The 19,617-nt window shown below is 43.1% G+C and carries 12 protein-coding genes; 10 read left to right on the forward strand and 2 right to left on the reverse strand.

Going from position 1 to position 19,617, the window contains the following annotated elements; translation table 11 throughout:
- Positions 1 to 12: 12 nt before the first annotated feature.
- Complete coding sequence (cyoE, locus tag GQR89_RS05795) at positions 13 to 903, forward strand: heme o synthase (RefSeq protein ID WP_158769184.1); 891 nt, start codon at positions 13 to 15, stop codon at positions 901 to 903.
- Between the two features lie 39 nt (positions 904 to 942).
- On the opposite strand, the gene GQR89_RS05800 is transcribed toward cyoE, so the two are convergent.
- A complete protein-coding gene (locus GQR89_RS05800; protein ID WP_158769185.1) occupies positions 943 to 4,608 on the reverse strand; it encodes a PAS domain-containing protein in 3,666 nt (1,221 codons plus the stop codon).
- A 173-nt stretch (positions 4,609 to 4,781) separates the two neighbouring features.
- Positions 4,782 to 6,449, reverse strand: a complete 1,668-nt coding sequence (gene ettA / locus GQR89_RS05805; RefSeq protein ID WP_158769186.1) for an energy-dependent translational throttle protein EttA — start codon at positions 6,447 to 6,449, stop codon at positions 4,782 to 4,784.
- A 304-nt stretch (positions 6,450 to 6,753) separates the two neighbouring features.
- Between ettA and GQR89_RS05810 the strand changes: the two genes are divergently transcribed.
- The 9 genes from GQR89_RS05810 (at position 6,754) to GQR89_RS05850 (ending at position 19,617) form a co-directional block, all read left to right on the forward strand.
- Entirely contained in the window at positions 6,754 to 8,058 is a 1,305-nt protein-coding gene (locus GQR89_RS05810; RefSeq protein ID WP_158769187.1) for a M20/M25/M40 family metallo-hydrolase, read from the forward strand.
- A 196-nt stretch (positions 8,059 to 8,254) separates the two neighbouring features.
- The gene (locus GQR89_RS05815) at positions 8,255 to 9,310 is read left to right on the forward strand and encodes a Gfo/Idh/MocA family protein (protein WP_158769188.1); all 1,056 of its coding nucleotides are present in this window, start codon (positions 8,255 to 8,257) and stop codon (positions 9,308 to 9,310) included.
- Between the two features lie 269 nt (positions 9,311 to 9,579).
- On the forward strand, positions 9,580 to 10,836 hold the full coding sequence (gene glyA, locus GQR89_RS05820) for a serine hydroxymethyltransferase (protein WP_158769189.1): 1,257 nt from the start codon (positions 9,580 to 9,582) through the stop codon (positions 10,834 to 10,836).
- A 332-nt stretch (positions 10,837 to 11,168) separates the two neighbouring features.
- Positions 11,169 to 11,837 (forward strand): FlgO family outer membrane protein, encoded by a 669-nt coding sequence (locus GQR89_RS05825; RefSeq protein ID WP_158769190.1) that lies wholly within the window; start codon positions 11,169 to 11,171, stop codon positions 11,835 to 11,837.
- 587 nt (positions 11,838 to 12,424) lie between these two features.
- Positions 12,425 to 13,060, forward strand: a complete 636-nt coding sequence (locus tag GQR89_RS05830) for a hypothetical protein (RefSeq protein ID WP_158769191.1) — start codon at positions 12,425 to 12,427, stop codon at positions 13,058 to 13,060.
- Between the two features lie 46 nt (positions 13,061 to 13,106).
- Entirely contained in the window at positions 13,107 to 13,754 is a 648-nt protein-coding gene (locus GQR89_RS05835; protein WP_158769192.1) for a hypothetical protein, read from the forward strand.
- A 157-nt stretch (positions 13,755 to 13,911) separates the two neighbouring features.
- On the forward strand, positions 13,912 to 14,748 hold the full coding sequence (locus tag GQR89_RS05840; RefSeq protein ID WP_158769193.1) for a hypothetical protein: 837 nt from the start codon (positions 13,912 to 13,914) through the stop codon (positions 14,746 to 14,748).
- Between the two features lie 16 nt (positions 14,749 to 14,764).
- Positions 14,765 to 15,556: a hypothetical protein gene (locus GQR89_RS05845; protein WP_158769194.1), complete on the forward strand. Its 792-nt coding sequence runs from the start codon at positions 14,765 to 14,767 to the stop codon at positions 15,554 to 15,556.
- Between the two features lie 422 nt (positions 15,557 to 15,978).
- Positions 15,979 to 19,617: an SPOR domain-containing protein gene (locus GQR89_RS05850; protein WP_158769195.1), complete on the forward strand. Its 3,639-nt coding sequence runs from the start codon at positions 15,979 to 15,981 to the stop codon at positions 19,615 to 19,617.

A 19,617-nucleotide genomic window follows, 5' to 3' on the forward strand; every position in this document is an offset into this window, starting at 1 on the left:
GAAGAGGTCACCATGAAAATAAAACGTTATATCGATATCACTAAACCAGGCATTATTATGGGGAATCTTATCTCTGTTGCTGGTGGGTTTTTACTTGCCTCTCGGGGAGATGTTGATCCGCTTTTAATGATCATGACAGTGTTAGGTTTATCGCTCGTGGTGGCCTCTGGCTGCGTGATCAACAACTGCATCGATAAAGACATTGATGGCAAAATGCAGCGCACGTGTAAGCGAGCTACTGTAACCGGAGACGTGTCTATTTCACGAGCATTGCAGTTTGGTGTAGCGTTGGCAGTTGTCGGGTTTGGCCTGCTAATGCGTTATACCAATAGCATTGCCGTGGGGTTTGCTGTGCTGGGGTATGTGGTTTATGTAGGCGTATATAGCTTATATATGAAGCGTCGTTCGGTTTATGGCACGCTTGTGGGTAGTTTATCTGGTGCAGTGCCGCCTGTAGTGGGGTATTGCGCCGCAAGTGGTCAGTTTGATGCGGGTGCGGGTATATTGCTGTTAATGTTTAGTTTGTGGCAAATGCCGCACTCCTACGCTATCGCTATTTTTCGTTTTGATGATTACGCCAAAGCCAATATTCCAGTTCTACCTGTGGCCCAAGGGATCGCTAAAACCAAGCTACATATCGTTCTATATATAGCGGTTTTTGCTATTGTTAGTGCACTACTGCCGTTAAGTGGATACACGGGGTTGACCTTTATGAGTCTGGCCTGCGTAACGAGTCTATGGTGGTTGGTTATGGCGCTTCGGGGCTATCGTAAAAATATTGAGTTGGTGGTGTGGGCCAGACAAATTTTTGGCTTTTCAATTTTGACGATCACCGCTTTAAGCGTGGCAATGGCGTTTGACTTTCAAGTATTAGCACCAAGTTTTTTGGTGATCCTTAGCTAAGCCACCTATTCATAAGGTTTCTCTAAGTTACCCCACAACCTACCTGGTTTGAGGGGTGACTTGAGCCAATAATGCCAGCAACGCACTTAAGGTAATCGGCTTGACCATATGATGATTAAAGCCCGCTTCGCTGGACTTACGCCTGTCTTCGTCTTGCCCCCAGCCAGTTAGGGCAATAATAGTGATGTCTTTCCCCCAATCGAGTTTCCGTATAGCGGTACACACTTGATAACCATCAAGTATGGGTAAACCAATATCGAGCAGTATTACGTCAGGTCTATCTTGCTCTGCGGCGATTAACGCCTGCTCACCATCATATACCACCCGCGTTTTATGCTCGTGCATATCAAGCAACATTTGCATGCTGTCAGCACTGTCTTGGTTATCATCCACAATCAATACATTTAGGGCCGCAAGAGGTGTCAGCTTTGTTGGTTTTTTGCTGACTATTTTCGGGTTGGCTGTAACCGGTTTACAGGGTAAATACACGATAAATTCGCTGCCATGCCCTAGACCTTCACTGCGACATTCAACGTGCCCGCCATGCATTTCAACCAAACGCTTTACCAAGGAAAGCCCAATACCTAAGCCTCCTTCTGATTGCTCTAGGTGCTGATCAATCTGGGTAAATAGATCAAATACCTGAGTGCGCATATTCTCTGTGATCCCCAAACCATTGTCTTTTACACTTATTTGCACCTGTTCGGCATCTTGCGTGACACTTAGGGTGATTTCCCCGCGCTTGGGTGTGTACTTACAGGCGTTATTCAGCAAATTGCCCAATACTTGTGCCAGACGAGCGGGGTCGGCTTTCATATAAATAGTGTGCTGTGGTAAATCTACCTGTAAATTATGTCCTAAGCGATTAACGTATGGCATCGCCATTTCAACCGCGTGTTCAATAATTTGGCCAAGATCTACTTGCTTACGTTTGAGTGATAATTTGTCTTTCGATATTCGGCTAATATCCAGTAAGTCATCTATCAATCGCACCATCTGCTTCACTTGCCGCTCCATGGTGATCACAGCTGATTGCACCATGGCAGGCTCAGATTGTACGTTACGAATAAGCTCCATAGAGTTAAGCAGGGGCGCGAGCGGGTTACGTAACTCATGAGCAAGGGTGGCTAGAAACTCATCTTTTCGCTTGTCGGCAGTTGACAACTTATCGGTAATTTTGGCGAGCTTTTCAGCCATTTTCCGCTGCTCCGTCACATCGGTATTGGTGCCAAAAAAGCGCACTAGCGTGCCGTTGTGATCGTGAATAGCATTCATTCGTGATAAGAACCAACGATAATTTCCGTCGCTGCCCCTAAGGGGAAACGTGTCTTCCCAATCTATACCTTGCTCTAAGCATGCAGCGAATTTAGCGAATACCGCCTCTTCGTGATCGGGGTGGTGGTGTTTCTTCCAACCGCCATGTAGATTTTGCTCTAAAGATGCACCAGTAAACGTCAACCAGCGCTGATTAAACCATTCAATTTCCCCCTGGGCATTCGCCATCCAAGCGAGTTGAGGCACGTTGTCAGCCATGGCACGAAAGCGCTCTTCACTTAAGTGCATTAACTGTTCATTTTGATGCCGCTTGATCACTAATTCAGCGGTGCGCATAATGATATCGAGATTGTCGTAATCTACTCGATCGGGTGATTGTGGCGTAGGGTAGTACATTGCAAAAATACCCAGCACGTCTTTACCCGAGAGGATTGGCAGTGACCAACACGCTCGCAAATTATGCTTAAGTGCTATGTCTTTACATTCACTCCATAAAGGATCGCTGGCAATATCCGCCACGAACACTTCATGTTTACTCGCTGCAGCTGCGCTGAAAGCTGAATTAATAGCATTAATAGGCAAGCCATCTATATGTTGAATATAAGGTGTGGGAAGACTGGGGCCCACAGTAAATTTGAGTGTTTGGGTGTGCGTATCAACCAACATAACACTGCCCATCATGCCATTGACCGAATGCTCTTCTAAGGACAACACCAATGTTTCAAGTACATCATTTAGGGACGCCTCTTGCGCCATTAATTCCAGAGCATTGGTTTGAGCAGCTAGTAGGGCTTCAGTGCGTTTTCGTTCACTGATGTTGGCAACTATCCCTAACATACGTGTAGGTTTGCCATCGTTTTCGCCATAAAGGCTGGCATGCACTGCAAGCCAATGTATGCTTTTATCTGGCCATATAACCCGATATTCACCGCGAAAGTCGCAACCCTGATCTAAAGACTTATTAAATTTTCGTTTGATTTCTGCTTTATCATCAGGGTGCACATGTTCAAAGAAGCCGGATACGCCCCATAATTCATCTGGTATTCCTTCTGGGTAGCCAAAACACCGATCATGGTGCAGTGAACGACGTGTTCTACCGTTAGTCAGATCTAACTCCCAGTCTCCTAACTGCGCAGCTTCTAATGTAATATCCAGCGTGGTTTTACTGGCTCGCAGGGTGTCTAAAACCCGCAGGTGTTCGGTTCTCACCCAATAGCGTCTTGCAAATTCAATGACCAGATCTATTTCATCATCACGCCATATGTAAGGCGCGTTGCGATACACCGCCAATACAAAATTGTTTTTTCTGTCCAAACTAATAGGCACACAAATTAGCGCACCTATACCACGTCGCTGACACTCGCCTTTAGCATATCTTGGATCGCTTACGACATCGTTAACCACCAAACTAAGGTTTTCAGCCTGACACATGGCGACTTCAAAAGGGATATCTCCGTTGGCCTCAAATGATGCGAGATCAGTATCGCTTTGCCAGTGATGGGTAATCGTTAGTTGGTCTGAAATCGGGTGCGTTTCACAAAAAATACATGCGCTTAAGTTCAAATGCTTGACGAGACTATCTGTGATAGTAGTTTTGATTTTATCTAAACTACTGAGACTGAGTAAATCGGCGCTGATCTGCGTGAGCATCGCTGAATTGCGCTCTGTGCGTTTACGGTTAGTGATATCGATACCAGACGGAATAAGCTGAATTACGCTGCCATGTTCATCAAAAATCGGGTGCAACATAAAATCAATATCAATAAAGGCATTGTCGCCAAGGCGCGCAATGGTGTCGAACCGCGATGGCACGCCGTGCTTAGCTTTATTAATTGAGCGGTGAATGAGCTGCTGAACTTTCGTGTCGTGGGACCACCAATAGGTTTCTTCGAACGGTAAGCCAATGACTTCGCTTTCTTTTAAAGAAGCAGATACCAAAGCTGTTTTGTTGGCCTCGCGCAGGATCCCGTCAGGGGTCATGACCCCCATAAATACCGCAAAACGTTCTAACACGTCGGTAACGACTTTACCGTTATTTTCTGCGGCAAGTATTTTGTGATTACCGCGGAACGAGTCAAGCTCGGTCTGTTGCCGAGCATATTTGGTGAACAACAGACTTAACAGCATACTGAGCGAGAAAAACCATAGCGCTTGTAAAGAGAACGCAGATATAAGTGCATAGGGAATATGATGACTGAAAATATAACTGACCACGCATATGGCACTAAAGGCAATTAGACTGGTGGCGGTTTTCTTCTTGTTAATAGATGTGATCAGTACGGCAGGCAAAAATAACCACAGTGCTTCACCCGGCGCAAATGCACTAACCAAAAGCGTTGCGAAAAAAGTCGCCATAGCAAATGCGAAAAATGCCCACAAGTAGCCTGTTAGGTACCCATAGACGTCTTGAAATTGGGTGCGAAAATGCATTATGTAAATCCGTTCGTAGAGGGAATATTAGCCTTCTTAATCTTCGGCGATTCTGCACGGTTCTACAGTTATTTCAAGCTTAGTTGATAAATAAAAAAGCCGTTTAGGTTGACCCTAAACGGCTATGCAGTTTGAAATATCAAATAGGTCTACGTAGTGACCCACTAAATAGTTTATTTACTGATCCTTTTGTACTTCAAGCGATGAGGTTCAACCACATCTTTGCCTTGGGTTTCTTTTAGCCAAGTCGAGTACTCGGTGTAGTTACCGGCAAAAAAGTTAATTTTACCTTCATCACGGTAATCCATGATGTGCGTAGCGATACGGTCAAGGAACCAGCGATCATGGGAAATAACCATGGCACAGCCGGGAAATTCAAGTAGCGCGTTTTCTAGGGCGCGTAACGTTTCTACGTCCAAGTCATTGGTGGGTTCATCGAGTAATAGCACGTTACCACCGGCTTTTAGCAACTTAGCTAAATGTACTCGGTTACGTTCACCACCAGATAAGTCTTTAATAAACTTTTGCTGGTCATTACCTTTAAAGTTAAAACGGCCGCAATACGCACGACTATTTAATTCGAAGTTGCCGATGCGAATAATGTCTGAATCGTCAGAAATTTCTTTGTAAACGGTATTATTGCCGTCCATATGATCACGGAACTGATCAACACTGGCTAATTTCACCGTCTTACCAACAATAACCTCGCCAGAATCTGCTTTTTCTTCACCGCTTAACATTCTGAATAAAGTCGATTTACCGGCACCGTTTGGTCCAACGATACCGACGATGGCGCCTTTAGGCATGGCGAAGGTTAAGTCATCAATTAATAAGCGATCGCCGTAGCTTTTACGTAGGTGGTTAACTTCGATAACTTGCTCACCTAAACGCTCACCCGGTGGAATAAACAATTCATTGGTTTCATTGCGTTTCTGATAGTCACCCGTGCTTAGCTCTTCAAAGCGAGCCATACGCGCTTTACTTTTCGATTGGCGACCTTTGGCGTTTGAACGAACCCATTCTAATTCGGTTTTAATCGATTTTTGACGGGCACTTTCGGTTTTCTCTTCTTGTTGTAATCGGGCGTCTTTTTGCTCTAACCAAGATGAGTAGTTGCCTTCCCATGGAATACCTTGGCCACGGTCAAGCTCTAAAATCCATCCTGCTACATTATCTAGGAAATAACGGTCATGGGTGATGGCCACAACGGTGCCTTCATAGTCATGTAGGAAACGCTCTAACCAAGCAACAGATTCTGCATCTAAGTGGTTGGTTGGTTCATCGAGTAATAGCATGTCGGGTTTTTCAAGCAATAAACGACATAGGGCGACTCGTCGGCGCTCACCACCTGATAATATGCTGACATCTGCATCCCAAGGCGGCAAACGCAAAGCATCGGCGGCGCGTTCAAGAGCATTATCTAAGTTGTGACCGTCTTTACTTTGAATAATAGCCTCTAGCTCGCCTTGTTCTTTGGCGAGGGCATCAAAATCGGCGTCTTCTTCGGCGTAAGCTGCGTAGACTTCTTCAATGCGCTTTAACGCGTGAACTACATCGGCCACGGCTTCTTCGATATTACCGCGCACATCTTTGCTTTCATCGAGTTTGGGTTCTTGTGGTAAGTAACCAATCTTTAAGCCTGCTTGGGGAATAGCTTCGCCTTCAATGTCTTTATCAAGACCAGCCATAATTTTGAGCAAGGTTGATTTACCCGAGCCGTTTACGCCCAGTACCCCAATTTTGGCACCGTGGAAGAAGCTCAGGGAAATGTCTTTAAGAATAAACTTGTTCGGAGGCACGATTTTGCCCACACGATTCATGCTATATACGTATTGCGCCATGATGTAAATTACTCCAGAAAATTTGGCCTATTGTAAACACTGGGCATAAGCGATGAAAGCATAAGCTGAGACTATTTTTGTATTTAACGCTGGTGATGACTTGAATGGATAAATTGGTTTATGTATCCATTTGATATTAAGGTGATTAGTTAGGTTTTAGTGAAGCCTTTTGCTGTTGTGCATTGGCACACATTCATTGACAAAATTCGAAGTGCATAGCCTTCGTCACTCGCGTAGTATTTGCTCCACTGCCAAGTATTAAAAACCACAAGATTCATAAGCTAAAACATTAAAAGAGAGTGCTATGTTAAAAAAATCTACTATTTTCGTTATTTGTGCGGGACTCTTTTGTCAACCAGTATTGGCTAGTCGCTTAGTTGAAAATGCACTGGTTGAATATGCTGGTCAAGAGTTAGACAGCGCTAAAGCATTGCTGATTAAAACGGTCAATATTAACAGTGGCACAATGAATTTTGCTGGGGTGAAAGAAATAGGCGATATTATGCGCCAAGAATACGACGCGCTGGGTTTTAAAACCGAGTGGGTTGACGGCAGCGAATTTAACCGGGCAGGACATTTAGTGGCGACCTATGAGTCGAGCACCCATCCTACGGGAACAAAGTTACTGTTGATTGGCCATTTAGACACAGTATTCGCCAAAGACGATAACTTTCAAAGTGCCAAAGAAATAAACAGTGAGCACATCGCTGGCCCTGGCATTTCTGATATGAAAGGCGGAAACGTGATCATGTTAGCGGCGATTAAGTCGCTAAAAGCGCAAAATATGTTGCAGCGCCTAAATATCAAAGTGGTATTAACCGGCGACGAAGAGTCGAGTGGGCGTCCATTGGCAAAATCAAAAAAGGCGTTGGTCGATGCGGCGAAGTGGGCTGATGTTGCGCTTGGATTTGAAGATGCCGACGGTGATATTCGCACAGCGGTAACCGCTAGACGCGGCGCGGCGACGTGGCAAGTAACCACGTCAGGCAATGCGGCGCATTCATCACAAATTTTTACTGAAAAAGTTGGAGATGGCGCCATTTTTGAAATGGCCCGTATTTTACAAGCATTTCGTTTGCAGTTGGCTGAGTTGCCACTCCTTAGCTTCAACCCTGGAGTGATTGCGGGTGGTACGCGGGTAACACCGAATAAAGGCGGTGACGAAGTCACTGCCTTTGGTAAGACCAATGTAGTCGCGCAAAGTGCAACGGTAAAAGGTGGTTTGCGGGCTGCGTCTGAAGAGCAACTGATAGAAGCGCAAAAAATCATGCAAGAAGTTGTTAGCCAACATCTTGCGCAAACCGATGCTACCTTCACATTTGACGATGGCTATCCGCCAATGAAAGAAACCAAAGGTAATAAGTCACTACTGGCCCAGTACAGCCAAGTCAGTGTTGATTTAGGCTATGGCCCTGTTAGTGCGGTTAACCCGCGTAATGCGGGTGCCGCCGATATCTCGTTTACCGCTGGGCACGTAAAAATGGCCATAGACGGGTTGGGCTTAATGGGCGACGGAGGGCATACCAAAGAGGAAGTGGCCGACATGACCACCTTTAAGCAAAACATCGAGAAAACAGCCGTATTGATGTATCGCTTATCTAATCCTTAATGAAGTCATTATGCCGTTCGTACAATGAACATACAGTAGACTCTAAGCCAAATTGGCGTTAGCGCTGTCAGTGCTAATCAATGGGTCTATAACACGACTATCGCTGAGCGGCTTGTGACACCTTGCTAGGTCACAACAGTTAGCATTGGCCGCTTAGTTTGCAATCGCTCTATTTTAAGAGTGCCAAAGGAGGAATATGAAATCGTTTAATTGGGGCATTATCGGCCCAGGTTCAATTGCAGATATGTTCGCTGACGCGTTAGCGCCGTCAACGCGGGGCAAACTATACGCGGTAGCCAGTCGTAACCTAGCCAAAGCGCAAGCCTTTGCTGACAAATACTCAGTGAGTAGCGCAGCAGGTGAAACAGCTGCAGCTGATAATGACTCAGCGGTTAAAGACCAGAAACCCAAGGCTTACGGCAGTTATCAAGAGTTGCTTGACGATCCCAAGGTAAACGCCGTGTACATTGCAACACCGCAAAGCCTGCATTATCAACAAGCCAAAATGTGCTTAGAGGCTGGCAAACATGTATTGATGGAAAAACCGTTGACCATAAATGCTGCGCAAACTGAAAAACTCATAGCACTGGCGCAAAGTAAAAATTTACTGCTGCAAGAAGGGCTATGGAGCCGTTTTATGCCGTGTTTTGAGCAAGTAAAATTGTGGCTAGATGAAGACCGTATTGGTGAGCTGCAATATATTTGTTCGGATATTGGCTTTGCCTTTGGTGATGAGCAAGGGCATAGATTGCATGATCCAAATTTAGGTGGCGGAGCGTTACTCGATTTAGGAGTGTATAGCATTACGCTTAGTCAGTGCTTGATGCAGGAACATCCAAGCGAAATAAGTGCTATGAGCCACTTTGGCAAACGTGAAGTAGATGAAAATACCGTCGTTAGTATGCGCTACCCGTCAGGGCGTTTTGCGCAGTTCACCTGCACCATTGCTGCACAGGCGAGTAATACCATGACGTTAATGGGCACGAAAGGGCGCATCGTGTTGCCCTATATGTTCTGGAACGGGAACAAGGCCATCTTACAAAAAGAAGGTGCCCAAGACGAAGTGATTGAATTTTCTCATCGTGTTAATGGCTTTGAATATCAAATCGAAGAAGCCATGAAAATGATCGATAAAAAGCGCGTGTGCAGCCAATTTATGCCCCATGACGACAGCCTTGCTGTGATGCAAACCATGGACGAAATTCGCCGCCAAATTGGCCTGAAATTTAGCCCTGACGCAGAGCGCATTTAGGGCGAGATGGTCACCGCTGTATAAGTGGTGATCTATCTTTACATTATTCAGTTATAAAACATTGCATTAAAGCTATGTACAAAAAGTACAAAATGACTAGAATGTGCGCTCTTTTAAGCACTTAAATAGCCAGCGTAGCATTGCGTTTGATGGAATTTGCAGCCACGGCGTTAAGTGTCTATTGAGAATGTTGATTCTTGATAGGCCACAGCGTAACGGTTTAGCTAGTTCTATTAAGCAAGTGTAGCGGGCGCCCCTGAGGAGACCTGATGTTATCACGTGACATGAATATTGCCGATTTTGATCCCGAATTGAGTCAAGCTATCGCGCAAGAAACCCAGCGCCAAGAAGATCACATTGAGCTGATCGCCTCTGAAAACTACTGTAGTCCCCGGGTGCTTGAAGCCCAAGGTTCACAGTTAACCAATAAATACGCTGAAGGCTATCCGCACAAACGCTATTACGGCGGCTGTGAATATGTCGATGTTGCTGAAGACTTAGCCATCGCACGGGCAAATCAATTATTCGGTTCTGATTACGCTAACGTACAACCTCATTCAGGCTCACAAGCCAACTCAGCGGTCTTTATGGCATTGCTTGAAGCGGGCGATACCGTATTAGGTATGAGTTTGGCTCACGGTGGTCACTTGACGCACGGTGCCCACGTTAGCTTTTCAGGTAAAACCTATCACGCAGTACAATATGGTATTGATGAGCAAACGGGTAAAATCGATTATGACGCCGTTGAAGCATTAGCCTTAGAGCATAAGCCTAAAATGGTTATTGCTGGTTTCTCAGCGTACTCTGGTATTGTTGATTGGCAGCGTTTCCGTGAAATCGCTGACAAAGTAGGCGCATTTTTATTGGTTGATATGGCACACGTTGCTGGTTTAGTCGCGGCTGGTTTGTATCCAAACCCACTGCCTCATGCCCACGTTGTTACCACGACTACCCATAAAACCCTAGCGGGCCCGCGTGGTGGTTTGATTTTGTCAGCTTGTGGCGATGAAACCATTTATAAAAAATTAAACAGTTCAGTTTTCCCTGGTAATCAAGGCGGCCCGTTATGCCATGTTATCGCGGCTAAAGCAGTGGCGTTTAAAGAAGCCCTACAGCCTGACTTTAAAGAATACCAGCAACAAGTATTACTAAATGCCAAGGCAATGGTTAGCGTAATGCAAGAACGCGGTTACAACATCGTGTCTGGCGGCACTGAAAACCATTTGTTCTTACTTGATTTGATTGCGAAAGACATCACAGGTAAAGATGCTGACGCCGCCCTAGGCCGCGCAAACATCACTGTAAACAAAAACTCAGTACCAAACGACCCACGTTCACCGTTTGTTACCAGTGGTTTACGTATCGGTTCACCCGCGATTACCCGCCGCGGCTTCAAAGAAGCCCAAGCGAAACAAGTCGCGACGTGGATTTGTGATGTTATCGACAATATCGAAGATGAATCCGTCATCGAACGCGTTAAAGGCGAAGTACTGGCCCTGTGCGGCGAGTTCCCTGTTTACGGCTAAACTGTAGATAGTTCGCATAATAAAAACGCACCTTTTTAGGTGCGTTTTTTTGTGGCTAATTGATTGAGTTCAGTTCCTAAGTCAAAGAGCGCGTCAAATAATTGACTCTATAACCAATAGTTTAGTTCGGTTTCGATAGTATTTGAAGATGCTGTCTAAGCCGCCTTCTCAACGGAAAGTGTGTTCAATCAAGCTATCGGCCTAATATTAAGGCTTATTCAGTGTTAACAACATTTAGCAGAGTTTGATACTTAGTGTCTAACTTTTTAATTGGCGTGAAATTTGCTCAGCTAATCTATTAATATTATTTGATTTAAGTTGTGGATATCAAAATGTCGCGATTGATAAAAGTTACGTCCCTTACTCTAGTATCTAGCGTGTTATTTGGTTGTTCTTCTTTTAATTCTATGGATTCATTTAACGTGTTCGCTGATGGTGAGCCAAGCCCTCAAACACGGTTGTGTGCTGACGACACCGGCGAGTTTCACGAATGTCACGACATGCTCATAGATAACACCCAAGTAAAGGTTGTTGAGCGTGATCCCCGTTTATTTCATACTGATTTTAATTTTCAGCGTCTCGGTGAATATACCGAACAGATGGCAACGGATATGCAATTCGACTTACGAGATAGCATGATTGATACACCGGTGGCGGTGGCATCTTTTGTCTATTTAGACTCATCGCTACAATCAACCAACGAATTAGGCATTCAATTGGCTGAGAGCCTTATGAGTGAGTTGCAAAACGTAGGCTTGCCAATGAGCGATCATAAGCTGACTGGTTTGATCAATGTTAACGCCCAAGGAGACTTTGTTTTCTCACGCAATAAACTTGAATTAAAAAATAACCCAAACATTGGCTATGTGGTCACAGGCACCATGATAAAAAATGCCCGAGGCGTCATGGTGAATGCGAGAATGATTAATATTAAATCTAACGAAGTGAAAGCTAGCGCATCGAAGTTTTTGCCAAAAGCTATTGTGGATAATTTGATCTAAAGCGGCTTAAAATTTTCAAGTCAGAAATCAAAAATTTTGTATCATGTTATTTTCCACCTTTTATCTTCCATTCACAGAACTTTATCATCCATCGGTAGCATAAATATAAAGCGCGGCAGCAATTTGCCTGACGCAGCTTTTCAAGGCGATGATTTGCCGTCAAAATTAGAACGCTGTGGGTTCTGCAAGCAATACTCATTAGCAATAGGCCTCAATGCAGCCCTACTCATAGTAGATGTCGTTTTATTCGATACGTGCGTATAAATTAATATACCTAAAAAGGTTGAATTTATTCACTTATTTGCATATATATCCACCCTTACTGAATACCCTTTCCAGATAAAAACAGGGAATACGAGGCATATGATGCCGTTTAAAGGACTAAATTCTAAGAAATCCCTATTAAAGATACGAATTGTTCATTTTTTAATCGGTTTGTGAGCTGATGATTTTTATTAAAGATTTATAACATGTAGCCGTTAAAGTAAATGTACCACTTAAGGCTTTTTGCAAATCGTTAATTGATAATCAAAGACAAGTCTTTTGACTCTTCAATTAGCATAACGTTGTTAGATAGGAGTGTTGCTATGCAACCAAATAAAACGAAAATCAGCTTGATCCTTGGAGCACTGTATTTGGGAGTGTCCGGCACTTCTATGGCCGCTTCCGAACCATTCATTATAACGGCTACAACAATTGAAGATGTAGAAATTGAGGAAACGACTCCACTCAGTTTTGGAGCTAATATCTTTATTACAACTGGCTCATGCACAATGGATGCTGCGGCACCTCCTACAGCTGATTTGCAAATCGGCAAAGGCGCAGATGATGCTGAAGTGGGTTACGGACTATTAAGTGGTGATGCTTGCATTGCTGGAGCAAAAGGAACACCTGGTGTATATACCGTTAGTGGTTCGGCAGGGTCAGTAGTTAATATTACCTTAGGGGGTATTACAACTGCTGATTTTACATATGTGCCTGACAGCAGTGCTTACAGTAGTTATGACGGTACGACAGGCGCAGATTCAATGGGAGCATTGTCTGCGTCTGCTACCACGACAGATACCTTAGCTGCAGCTGACGAAGACAGTGCGGCTACAACTCAGCATGCAATTGGTGGCGAATTAGTCTTCACGTTAGGTGGCACCCTGACAATATTGCAAGATTTAACGCCCGAAACTGTTTACGACGCTGAAACCTTCTTAGTGACAGTAACTTACTAACTTACGTCAATTTAGTGACATTTATATGGATTAAAGGAGCTTTATAATGAAAGCTAATGTTTTACAAAAATCACTGATTACGGCAAGTTTGTTGGTCGGTTTGTCTGCCACTGCTAATGCAGCGGAAGAGCCTATGTCGTTTTCATTTGAGACAATAGTGGATGTATCTATAGCTGAACTTCAGGCTTTAGATTTCGGAGAAGATCTTGCTATAACTTCAAATACTAATTGTACCCTCTTAGTTAGCACAACAGCGAACCCAGGCTCAGTTGCAGCTAGACAAGGTTTAGGTACGGCGTTGCCTGCAGGTACGACGTATCAGACTAGAACGGGTGATTGCGATAACAATGGAACTGGCACAGCTGGCATTTATACTGTTACTGGCGCGCCAGGAGTTGATGTTACTGTTACTGTTAACCCAATTGCTCCTGCCGGTGATATTGACTTCTCGTTTTTGCCTACAGGAGTGGCTGTTAACTATGTATTAGATACTGGTGACGATACGTTAGTAGACATTGCTAGTGGGGCTGACACCGACATCAGATTAGCTGCAGCTGGTGATGTATCCTTAACGGGTAGTCCAATTCCGGGGCAAACGTACGTTTACGTTGGCGGAACGTTAACGGCACAACGCACCCTTACAGCTGGAACAACTTACAATACGCAAACTTTTATTATAGATGTAGTTTATTAATTAAAAGTGTTGTTTGTATAGTTAAATGGAGTTGTAGCGCCATAACGTCTGAGTGTATTTACTCTTAAACGTTATGGCATTTTTTTTGCTTTGCAAATAATGTTTTCACTCGCAAAGACCGTCAGCAGTTTCATAGAACTAAGTAACGAGGGCATCAATGATTCAAATATTTCATTTTGTTAGGGCTGAACATATATTAACAAGGCTTAATATCAGGTTTACCAAAATTGGTCTTTTTGTTGGGGGGGTAATACTCTCTCATTTAACTTTCGCGAATAATATTAGTTTGTCCACCCAGCGAATCTATGTAGACCAAAAGCACTCTAGCACTAACTTCGATATTAAGAATCGTGATAGTACCGCACAAAAATGTGATCTTGGAATTACATATTTTGAATTTGACGAAAATGGCATTATGTCTGCCTATTCAGGCGTTTCTCCACCGGATAATGCGGCAGAGAACGTTGTTCGATTTTCACCCAAACATTTTGTAATTAAGCCTAATGCTAAGCAGACAGTGCGCTTTAGATTAAGGCGTAAAAGTGATACTCCAGTTGTCGAACACAGAAGCTACGTCACGCTTCAATGCAAAAGTACGCAAGCTAGCGAGAAAATAAGTGTAAATGGGGAACTGGCATCTATTCCGCTGCGCTCCCAATTGCAGCAAAATATTCCCTTAATTGTGAGGCCAAGAAAGTTAGACGCAACACTAAAATTTAGTGATGTAACATTAGTTGATAATAAACTTTCGTTTGTATTATCTCGTGAAGGAACGAAGTCTGTTTACGGCAAAGTAACGGTAGTTAATAAAAGTAATGGGCATATATTGAACGAATCAGCCAACTTTGCTATTTACCATGAAACGAAGCAAAAGTATTTGCAAATGGCAGTACAAGAAAAGATTTCACTTGATGGTATTGTACTAAAATTTAATGAGTCGGAGCGCGAAGGTGATCTTTCTGCCGTATGGTCAAATAATATTGTTAGTCTGTAGATTGAGGTTTAAATTTATGAAAAAAGTCACTTCAAAGCGCTGGAATGCTTATATCGTTCGCTTTCTGCTCACTATTTTTACCTTATCTACACTTATTAGTTCATATAGCCATGCTTTGGGCCTATCAACTTTTCGAATTTATTTGGATAATGACCAGCGAACCAAAAATTTTATTGTGTACAACAAAGACGAGTATACGCAGCATTGTAAACAATTTTTAAGGCACTATGAGATAAATGTAGATGGTGAATTAAAAGCATTGCCATTAGATGTTGTGCCAGATATTGCGGCTAACGCTTGGATTCGATTTTCACCTCGTCACTTTAGTGTTGCACCTGGTACATCTCAAACAGTTAAATTTCAGTTGAAGCGAAGAGCCAAAACCATTGCGGCAGAATATAGAGCGCATTTGTCACTCGAGTGCAGCTATGATCAAGATGAAGTAAAACTAAATAATGATATTCAATATGGTCTACAGCCTACATTAAGGCATAACATTCCTATTGTGGTGCGAACCGGTAAGTTGGAAGCCTCTATACAATTTGATCACCTTAATATTTCTGGTGAAACCTTGAGTGTTGACATTCTTCGCTCTGGCGAGCGTTCGGTAAGTGGGAAACTAGAATTAATCGACAGTCGTTCAAACCAAGTAATTAGTAAACAGCAACACGTGAATATTTATCAAGAAATGGAATTTAAAAACGTCAAATTATCGACTAACGGTATCGACCAAGCCCACTTGATTTTAAAGTTTAGCGAAAAAGATGAATTGACGGGACCAGTAGTAGTTGAGCAGAAGCTGGGTTAAGGCCTAATCATTCTTCTAGCCTTCTATTCTCGCGCTAAAATCACCCTAAATTATCGCGACAAGAACTCAACTTTAAGTTAACTGTTTCAATTAAGTATTTTCGTACATGCAATTTCGGAAAGTTTATTGTTTGAGATTGTTCTGGCGGTCTAGGTAGGCCGTTTAAGTTTTTGGTTATCAAACACCGAAACGAGTCTCTCCTAAGCGTTATTCTCAAAAATAGTAATGCCTTCAAACTGTTACACTCCTTTCTTTTATTATGTTGGTTTGGCACAAAATCTGCAAATTAAATTCATTATGCCACTAAGTGTCAACATTCAGACAACTCTGGACACGCAGATTGCCAAATGGAAGTTATATAATGTTGTATCACCAGCCTCTTTTTTTGCACTTCAACTTGTCCATTAAATTGGTTGTCTAGCATGCTGAGTATTGCACGCACGCTCGCGTTTTTAGGCCTGCTCCTGAGCTTTCATGTTGTAGCCAAGGAATTAAGGCTAGTTACGTTAGATGAAAATGACTTTTTATTGTTAGCAGTTCAACTTAATAAAAATACGGTTAATAGTAGCGTTGATGCATATCTTTATGATGAGCAGTTGATGCTGGCGATTGAGCCGCTATTTAATAGCTTAAAGCTACGTTACCAACTTAGGCAAGACAGTCTCACCGTGTGGAAAAACGATACGAAGATTGAGTATCAGTTCGTTGGTATAGAAGGTGATAGCTCGTCTTGGGATATCTGGGCCAACGATGGCTATTTTCAATACATTTCTCAGGGTACATTAGCTGAGCTTTTTGATATTACCACAGAGTTAAATCGTCAAAAGTTAACCTTTAGCATCACCCCTGAAGATTATCAGTTCCCGATCACCATTATTCAAGAGCAGGCTCAGCAGCGCTTTAGAAACCAGGCTTATCAATACAGAACGCCTAATAACGAACGAGTGCAAGTACCTATTACCGTGCCAGATCAATATAGACTGGCAACGCTGCCCCATGGAGAGGTATTTCATAGCTTAGGTTTGTCTGACGGTGAAGATAGTAACCGAACCAGTGTGCAGCTAATTTCGGACCTTTTTTATCACTCAGCCAGAATTAATCTGAATAAAAATCAGGGCGAGGATATTAGCGGCGGCTTGAATTTTACGCGTTATAAAACATCCCCTGATGACAGAATTTTAGGGGCGTTTGACCAATACTCCTTTGGCGACGTATCAAGTTATTCTGGGGGCAGCATCGCGGGCTCTCAGTCTGGGGTTGGGTTCTCAATACAGAGGAACAAAGACGATTATCGCCAAAGTAACACCTTAATTAATATAGAGGAGCAGGCTCCCCCGGGCTGGGAGGCTGAATTGTTCTTAAATAATCGATTAATTACGTCCACTACCGTACCAGAAACAGGTTTGTTAATTTTTAATGACGTGGATATATATTATGGTAGAAATGATTTTTTGATTAAGGTTTATGGCCCCTATGGTGAACTCGAAGAGTACCAACAGTCGTATCCTTTAACGGCTAACCCTTTAGCAGAAGGTAATATGGCCTACAGTGCTTTCGTTTTGGATAATCAACGTACCGTGCTAAATGGTAGCTCCGACGACGGTTTTAATTTGAACAGTGTTGGTGGCGCGTTTGACTATGGGATCAGTGATAGGTGGCAGTTAGGCTTTGCTGTGCAGAATTACACCGACCTAAATGATGATGATCGTCAGTTGTTGGGGATCAATAACTATCTAAACTTCCCTGGCATGTTACTCGAGAATAAGTTGATTATTAACGATGATGCTAAGTATGAGCAACAAACATCCATATCCGGTAGCCTTTTCGGTGAAGGGGTATATAGCCTAGAGTTTGATTCTAGCAATGGCTTTAACACGAATAGCGATAGTTATTCAGAAAGTGATGATTACCAGCAGTTCAGTCTAAATTACTCAGATTGGTTTTTGGGGTTACCTTTTCGGTTATCAGCCTCCCATTATAACAGTGGTGATGTGACAACACAGACCCTATCGCACAATACCAATGTTAGTTACCAACGCCTGCGGTTTACTCATAGTTTGAGTTACGCGAAAATTGAGCAAGACTTTCAAGGCGAAGATTTCACAACTGACTCATTGACTGGCAGCTTGGGGATAAGCGGATACCTAGGTAGAAACCTGCGTTTATCTGCTGACCTGCAATATGATACTGAGGGCAGTGACTTCCTTTCAGATTCTTCGCGAGTTACTGCACAGTATAAATGGCAAGACCCTTACTTTTTTACCCACTATTTCACCTATGATTATCGTCCTCTAACGGATTCAGATAATGATTGGCAACTGTCGCACCGATTAGCATTTGAAACAGAAGATTATCGGTTGAGTTTACGCAGTAACTATAGCGCTGATGAAACGTGGACATTTGCTCTGAATTTTAATTTCTATTTTGGTTACGACTATTATAACCAACGTGCATTAACGAGTAGTCAGATTTCCCAGCAGTCAGCCACATTAGATATTCATGCCTATTTGGATAGGCAATTAAATGGTATACCAGATGTGCTAGATTATAACCTGGAAGGGGTCGAATTTAACGGTAATCAAGATTGGCAGGGACTAACAACGGGAGAAAGTGGTAAAATTTTGCTTCCTGGGGCAACAGCGAACACACCGTTTCGGTTCGGCGCTACTTGGAAAGATGGCTCTAAAACCATTAACAATGATTATGTAGTTTATACACATCCCGGTGCGAGAGTGTCGGTGAACATGCCGTTTTACTTAACCACGGACATGGTTGGTTTTATATATCGTCAGGCCGAAAATGGAGATGTGCCGGTTTCACAAATTCGGGTTGACTTAGTAGAAGATAAAGGTGATGTGGTGCAAACCCAATTGACTGACATTGATGGTTATTTTGAGTTTATTAACATGAAACCAAACGCTTATTCAATCGTTGTAAATCAAGTTCACCTACATGAAAAAGCATTAACCTCCGATGTGATAGGTTACAAAATCAACACTCCCAATATCGGTGGTTTTACTGAGTTGCCACCTATATATGTTCGACAGCAGGTCAACAGTGACGATTTAGAGGATGAAAGAATTATCCCTTTCTCTTTAGCTGAAGACGATGTTGAGGTAATGGTATGGGATGAAAACGAAGACGTCCGTAGAAACTATTTTTCATTACCGACAGGCAAAAAAATTACCGCAGTTCATAGTTTAGCTGCCCCTAAGGTACTAAAAATCGGAGCAGAAACACAAACTGAAGTAATCGAGCAAAATAATGACCGGTTGTCTGATGTAACAACAGGAGTTCCTGAGCCTGAAGAAACCACACAAAGCACCGTACAACCGGCTCCAATTGATGGTGAATCTACTCAGAAGAGTGCAAGGGAAATTGACTCGCCGTCGGAAACCCCTGACAAAATTACGGGACCTGTTTATAGCTTGCAGTTAGGCGCATTTATGCAAAGAGATGGGGCAGTAAACATGGCCGATCGTTATGAAACAATGTTATTTGTGCCTTTAAGCGTAGTAAAAAGTAAACAAAGAAAATGGCAAACTATTTACAAAGTGTTTGTTGGGAAGTTCGATTCAAAACAGCAAGCAACCAGCTTCGCCAAGCGTAAAGAGTTACACTCTAATGATTACATGATTAAAGAAGTTAGCCGAAAGGACGTGGCTAAGCTGAAAGATATTGATTCCCCCCAACAGCAAGCGGCATCTTTCGTTGCGCTACCGAGTGACCTTAATAAAATTGTGAGAGAACATAAGGTGAGAGTGGATGATAATGCGGAGGGCGATTCGAAAGAGCAAGGTTGGGTAATACAGTTTCATGCGAGTAAAAAGCCGATACAAGATACTGGCAGCAAGCTTTTGCCGAGTGGTATACCGCTGTTTCAAGGGAATAAGTATATCGCTGAGTCTGGTTTAAATTGGCACTGCTTGATCAGCCAAACCTTTGATACTGAGCAGGATGCAATTAGTGTGTTGCAAGCCAATCAAATCAAAGGCTGGGTTAGCCGTCGCTCTGCTTATTCAGATGTTTCAGCTTGGTCTGATTCAGGAGTGAAATTATAA

This window comes from Paraglaciecola sp. L1A13, assembly GCF_009796745.1.
GTDB lineage: Bacteria > Pseudomonadota > Gammaproteobacteria > Enterobacterales > Alteromonadaceae > Paraglaciecola.

Bases quoted from the DNA above. Each gene is read 5' to 3' on its own strand.
- cyoE (WP_158769184.1), top strand. From the start codon at position 13: ATGAAAATAAAACGTTATATCGATATCACTAAACCAGGCATTATTATG.
- GQR89_RS05800 (WP_158769185.1), bottom strand. From the start codon at position 4,608: ATGCATTTTCGCACCCAATTTCAAGACGTCTATGGGTACCTAACAGGC.
- ettA (WP_158769186.1), bottom strand. From the start codon at position 6,449: ATGGCGCAATACGTATATAGCATGAATCGTGTGGGCAAAATCGTGCCT.
- GQR89_RS05810 (WP_158769187.1), top strand. From the start codon at position 6,754: ATGTTAAAAAAATCTACTATTTTCGTTATTTGTGCGGGACTCTTTTGT.
- GQR89_RS05815 (WP_158769188.1), top strand. From the start codon at position 8,255: ATGAAATCGTTTAATTGGGGCATTATCGGCCCAGGTTCAATTGCAGAT.
- glyA (WP_158769189.1), top strand. From the start codon at position 9,580: ATGTTATCACGTGACATGAATATTGCCGATTTTGATCCCGAATTGAGT.
- GQR89_RS05825 (WP_158769190.1), top strand. From the start codon at position 11,169: ATGTCGCGATTGATAAAAGTTACGTCCCTTACTCTAGTATCTAGCGTG.
- GQR89_RS05830 (WP_158769191.1), top strand. From the start codon at position 12,425: ATGCAACCAAATAAAACGAAAATCAGCTTGATCCTTGGAGCACTGTAT.
- GQR89_RS05835 (WP_158769192.1), top strand. From the start codon at position 13,107: ATGAAAGCTAATGTTTTACAAAAATCACTGATTACGGCAAGTTTGTTG.
- GQR89_RS05840 (WP_158769193.1), top strand. From the start codon at position 13,912: ATGATTCAAATATTTCATTTTGTTAGGGCTGAACATATATTAACAAGG.
- GQR89_RS05845 (WP_158769194.1), top strand. From the start codon at position 14,765: ATGAAAAAAGTCACTTCAAAGCGCTGGAATGCTTATATCGTTCGCTTT.
- GQR89_RS05850 (WP_158769195.1), top strand. From the start codon at position 15,979: ATGCTGAGTATTGCACGCACGCTCGCGTTTTTAGGCCTGCTCCTGAGC.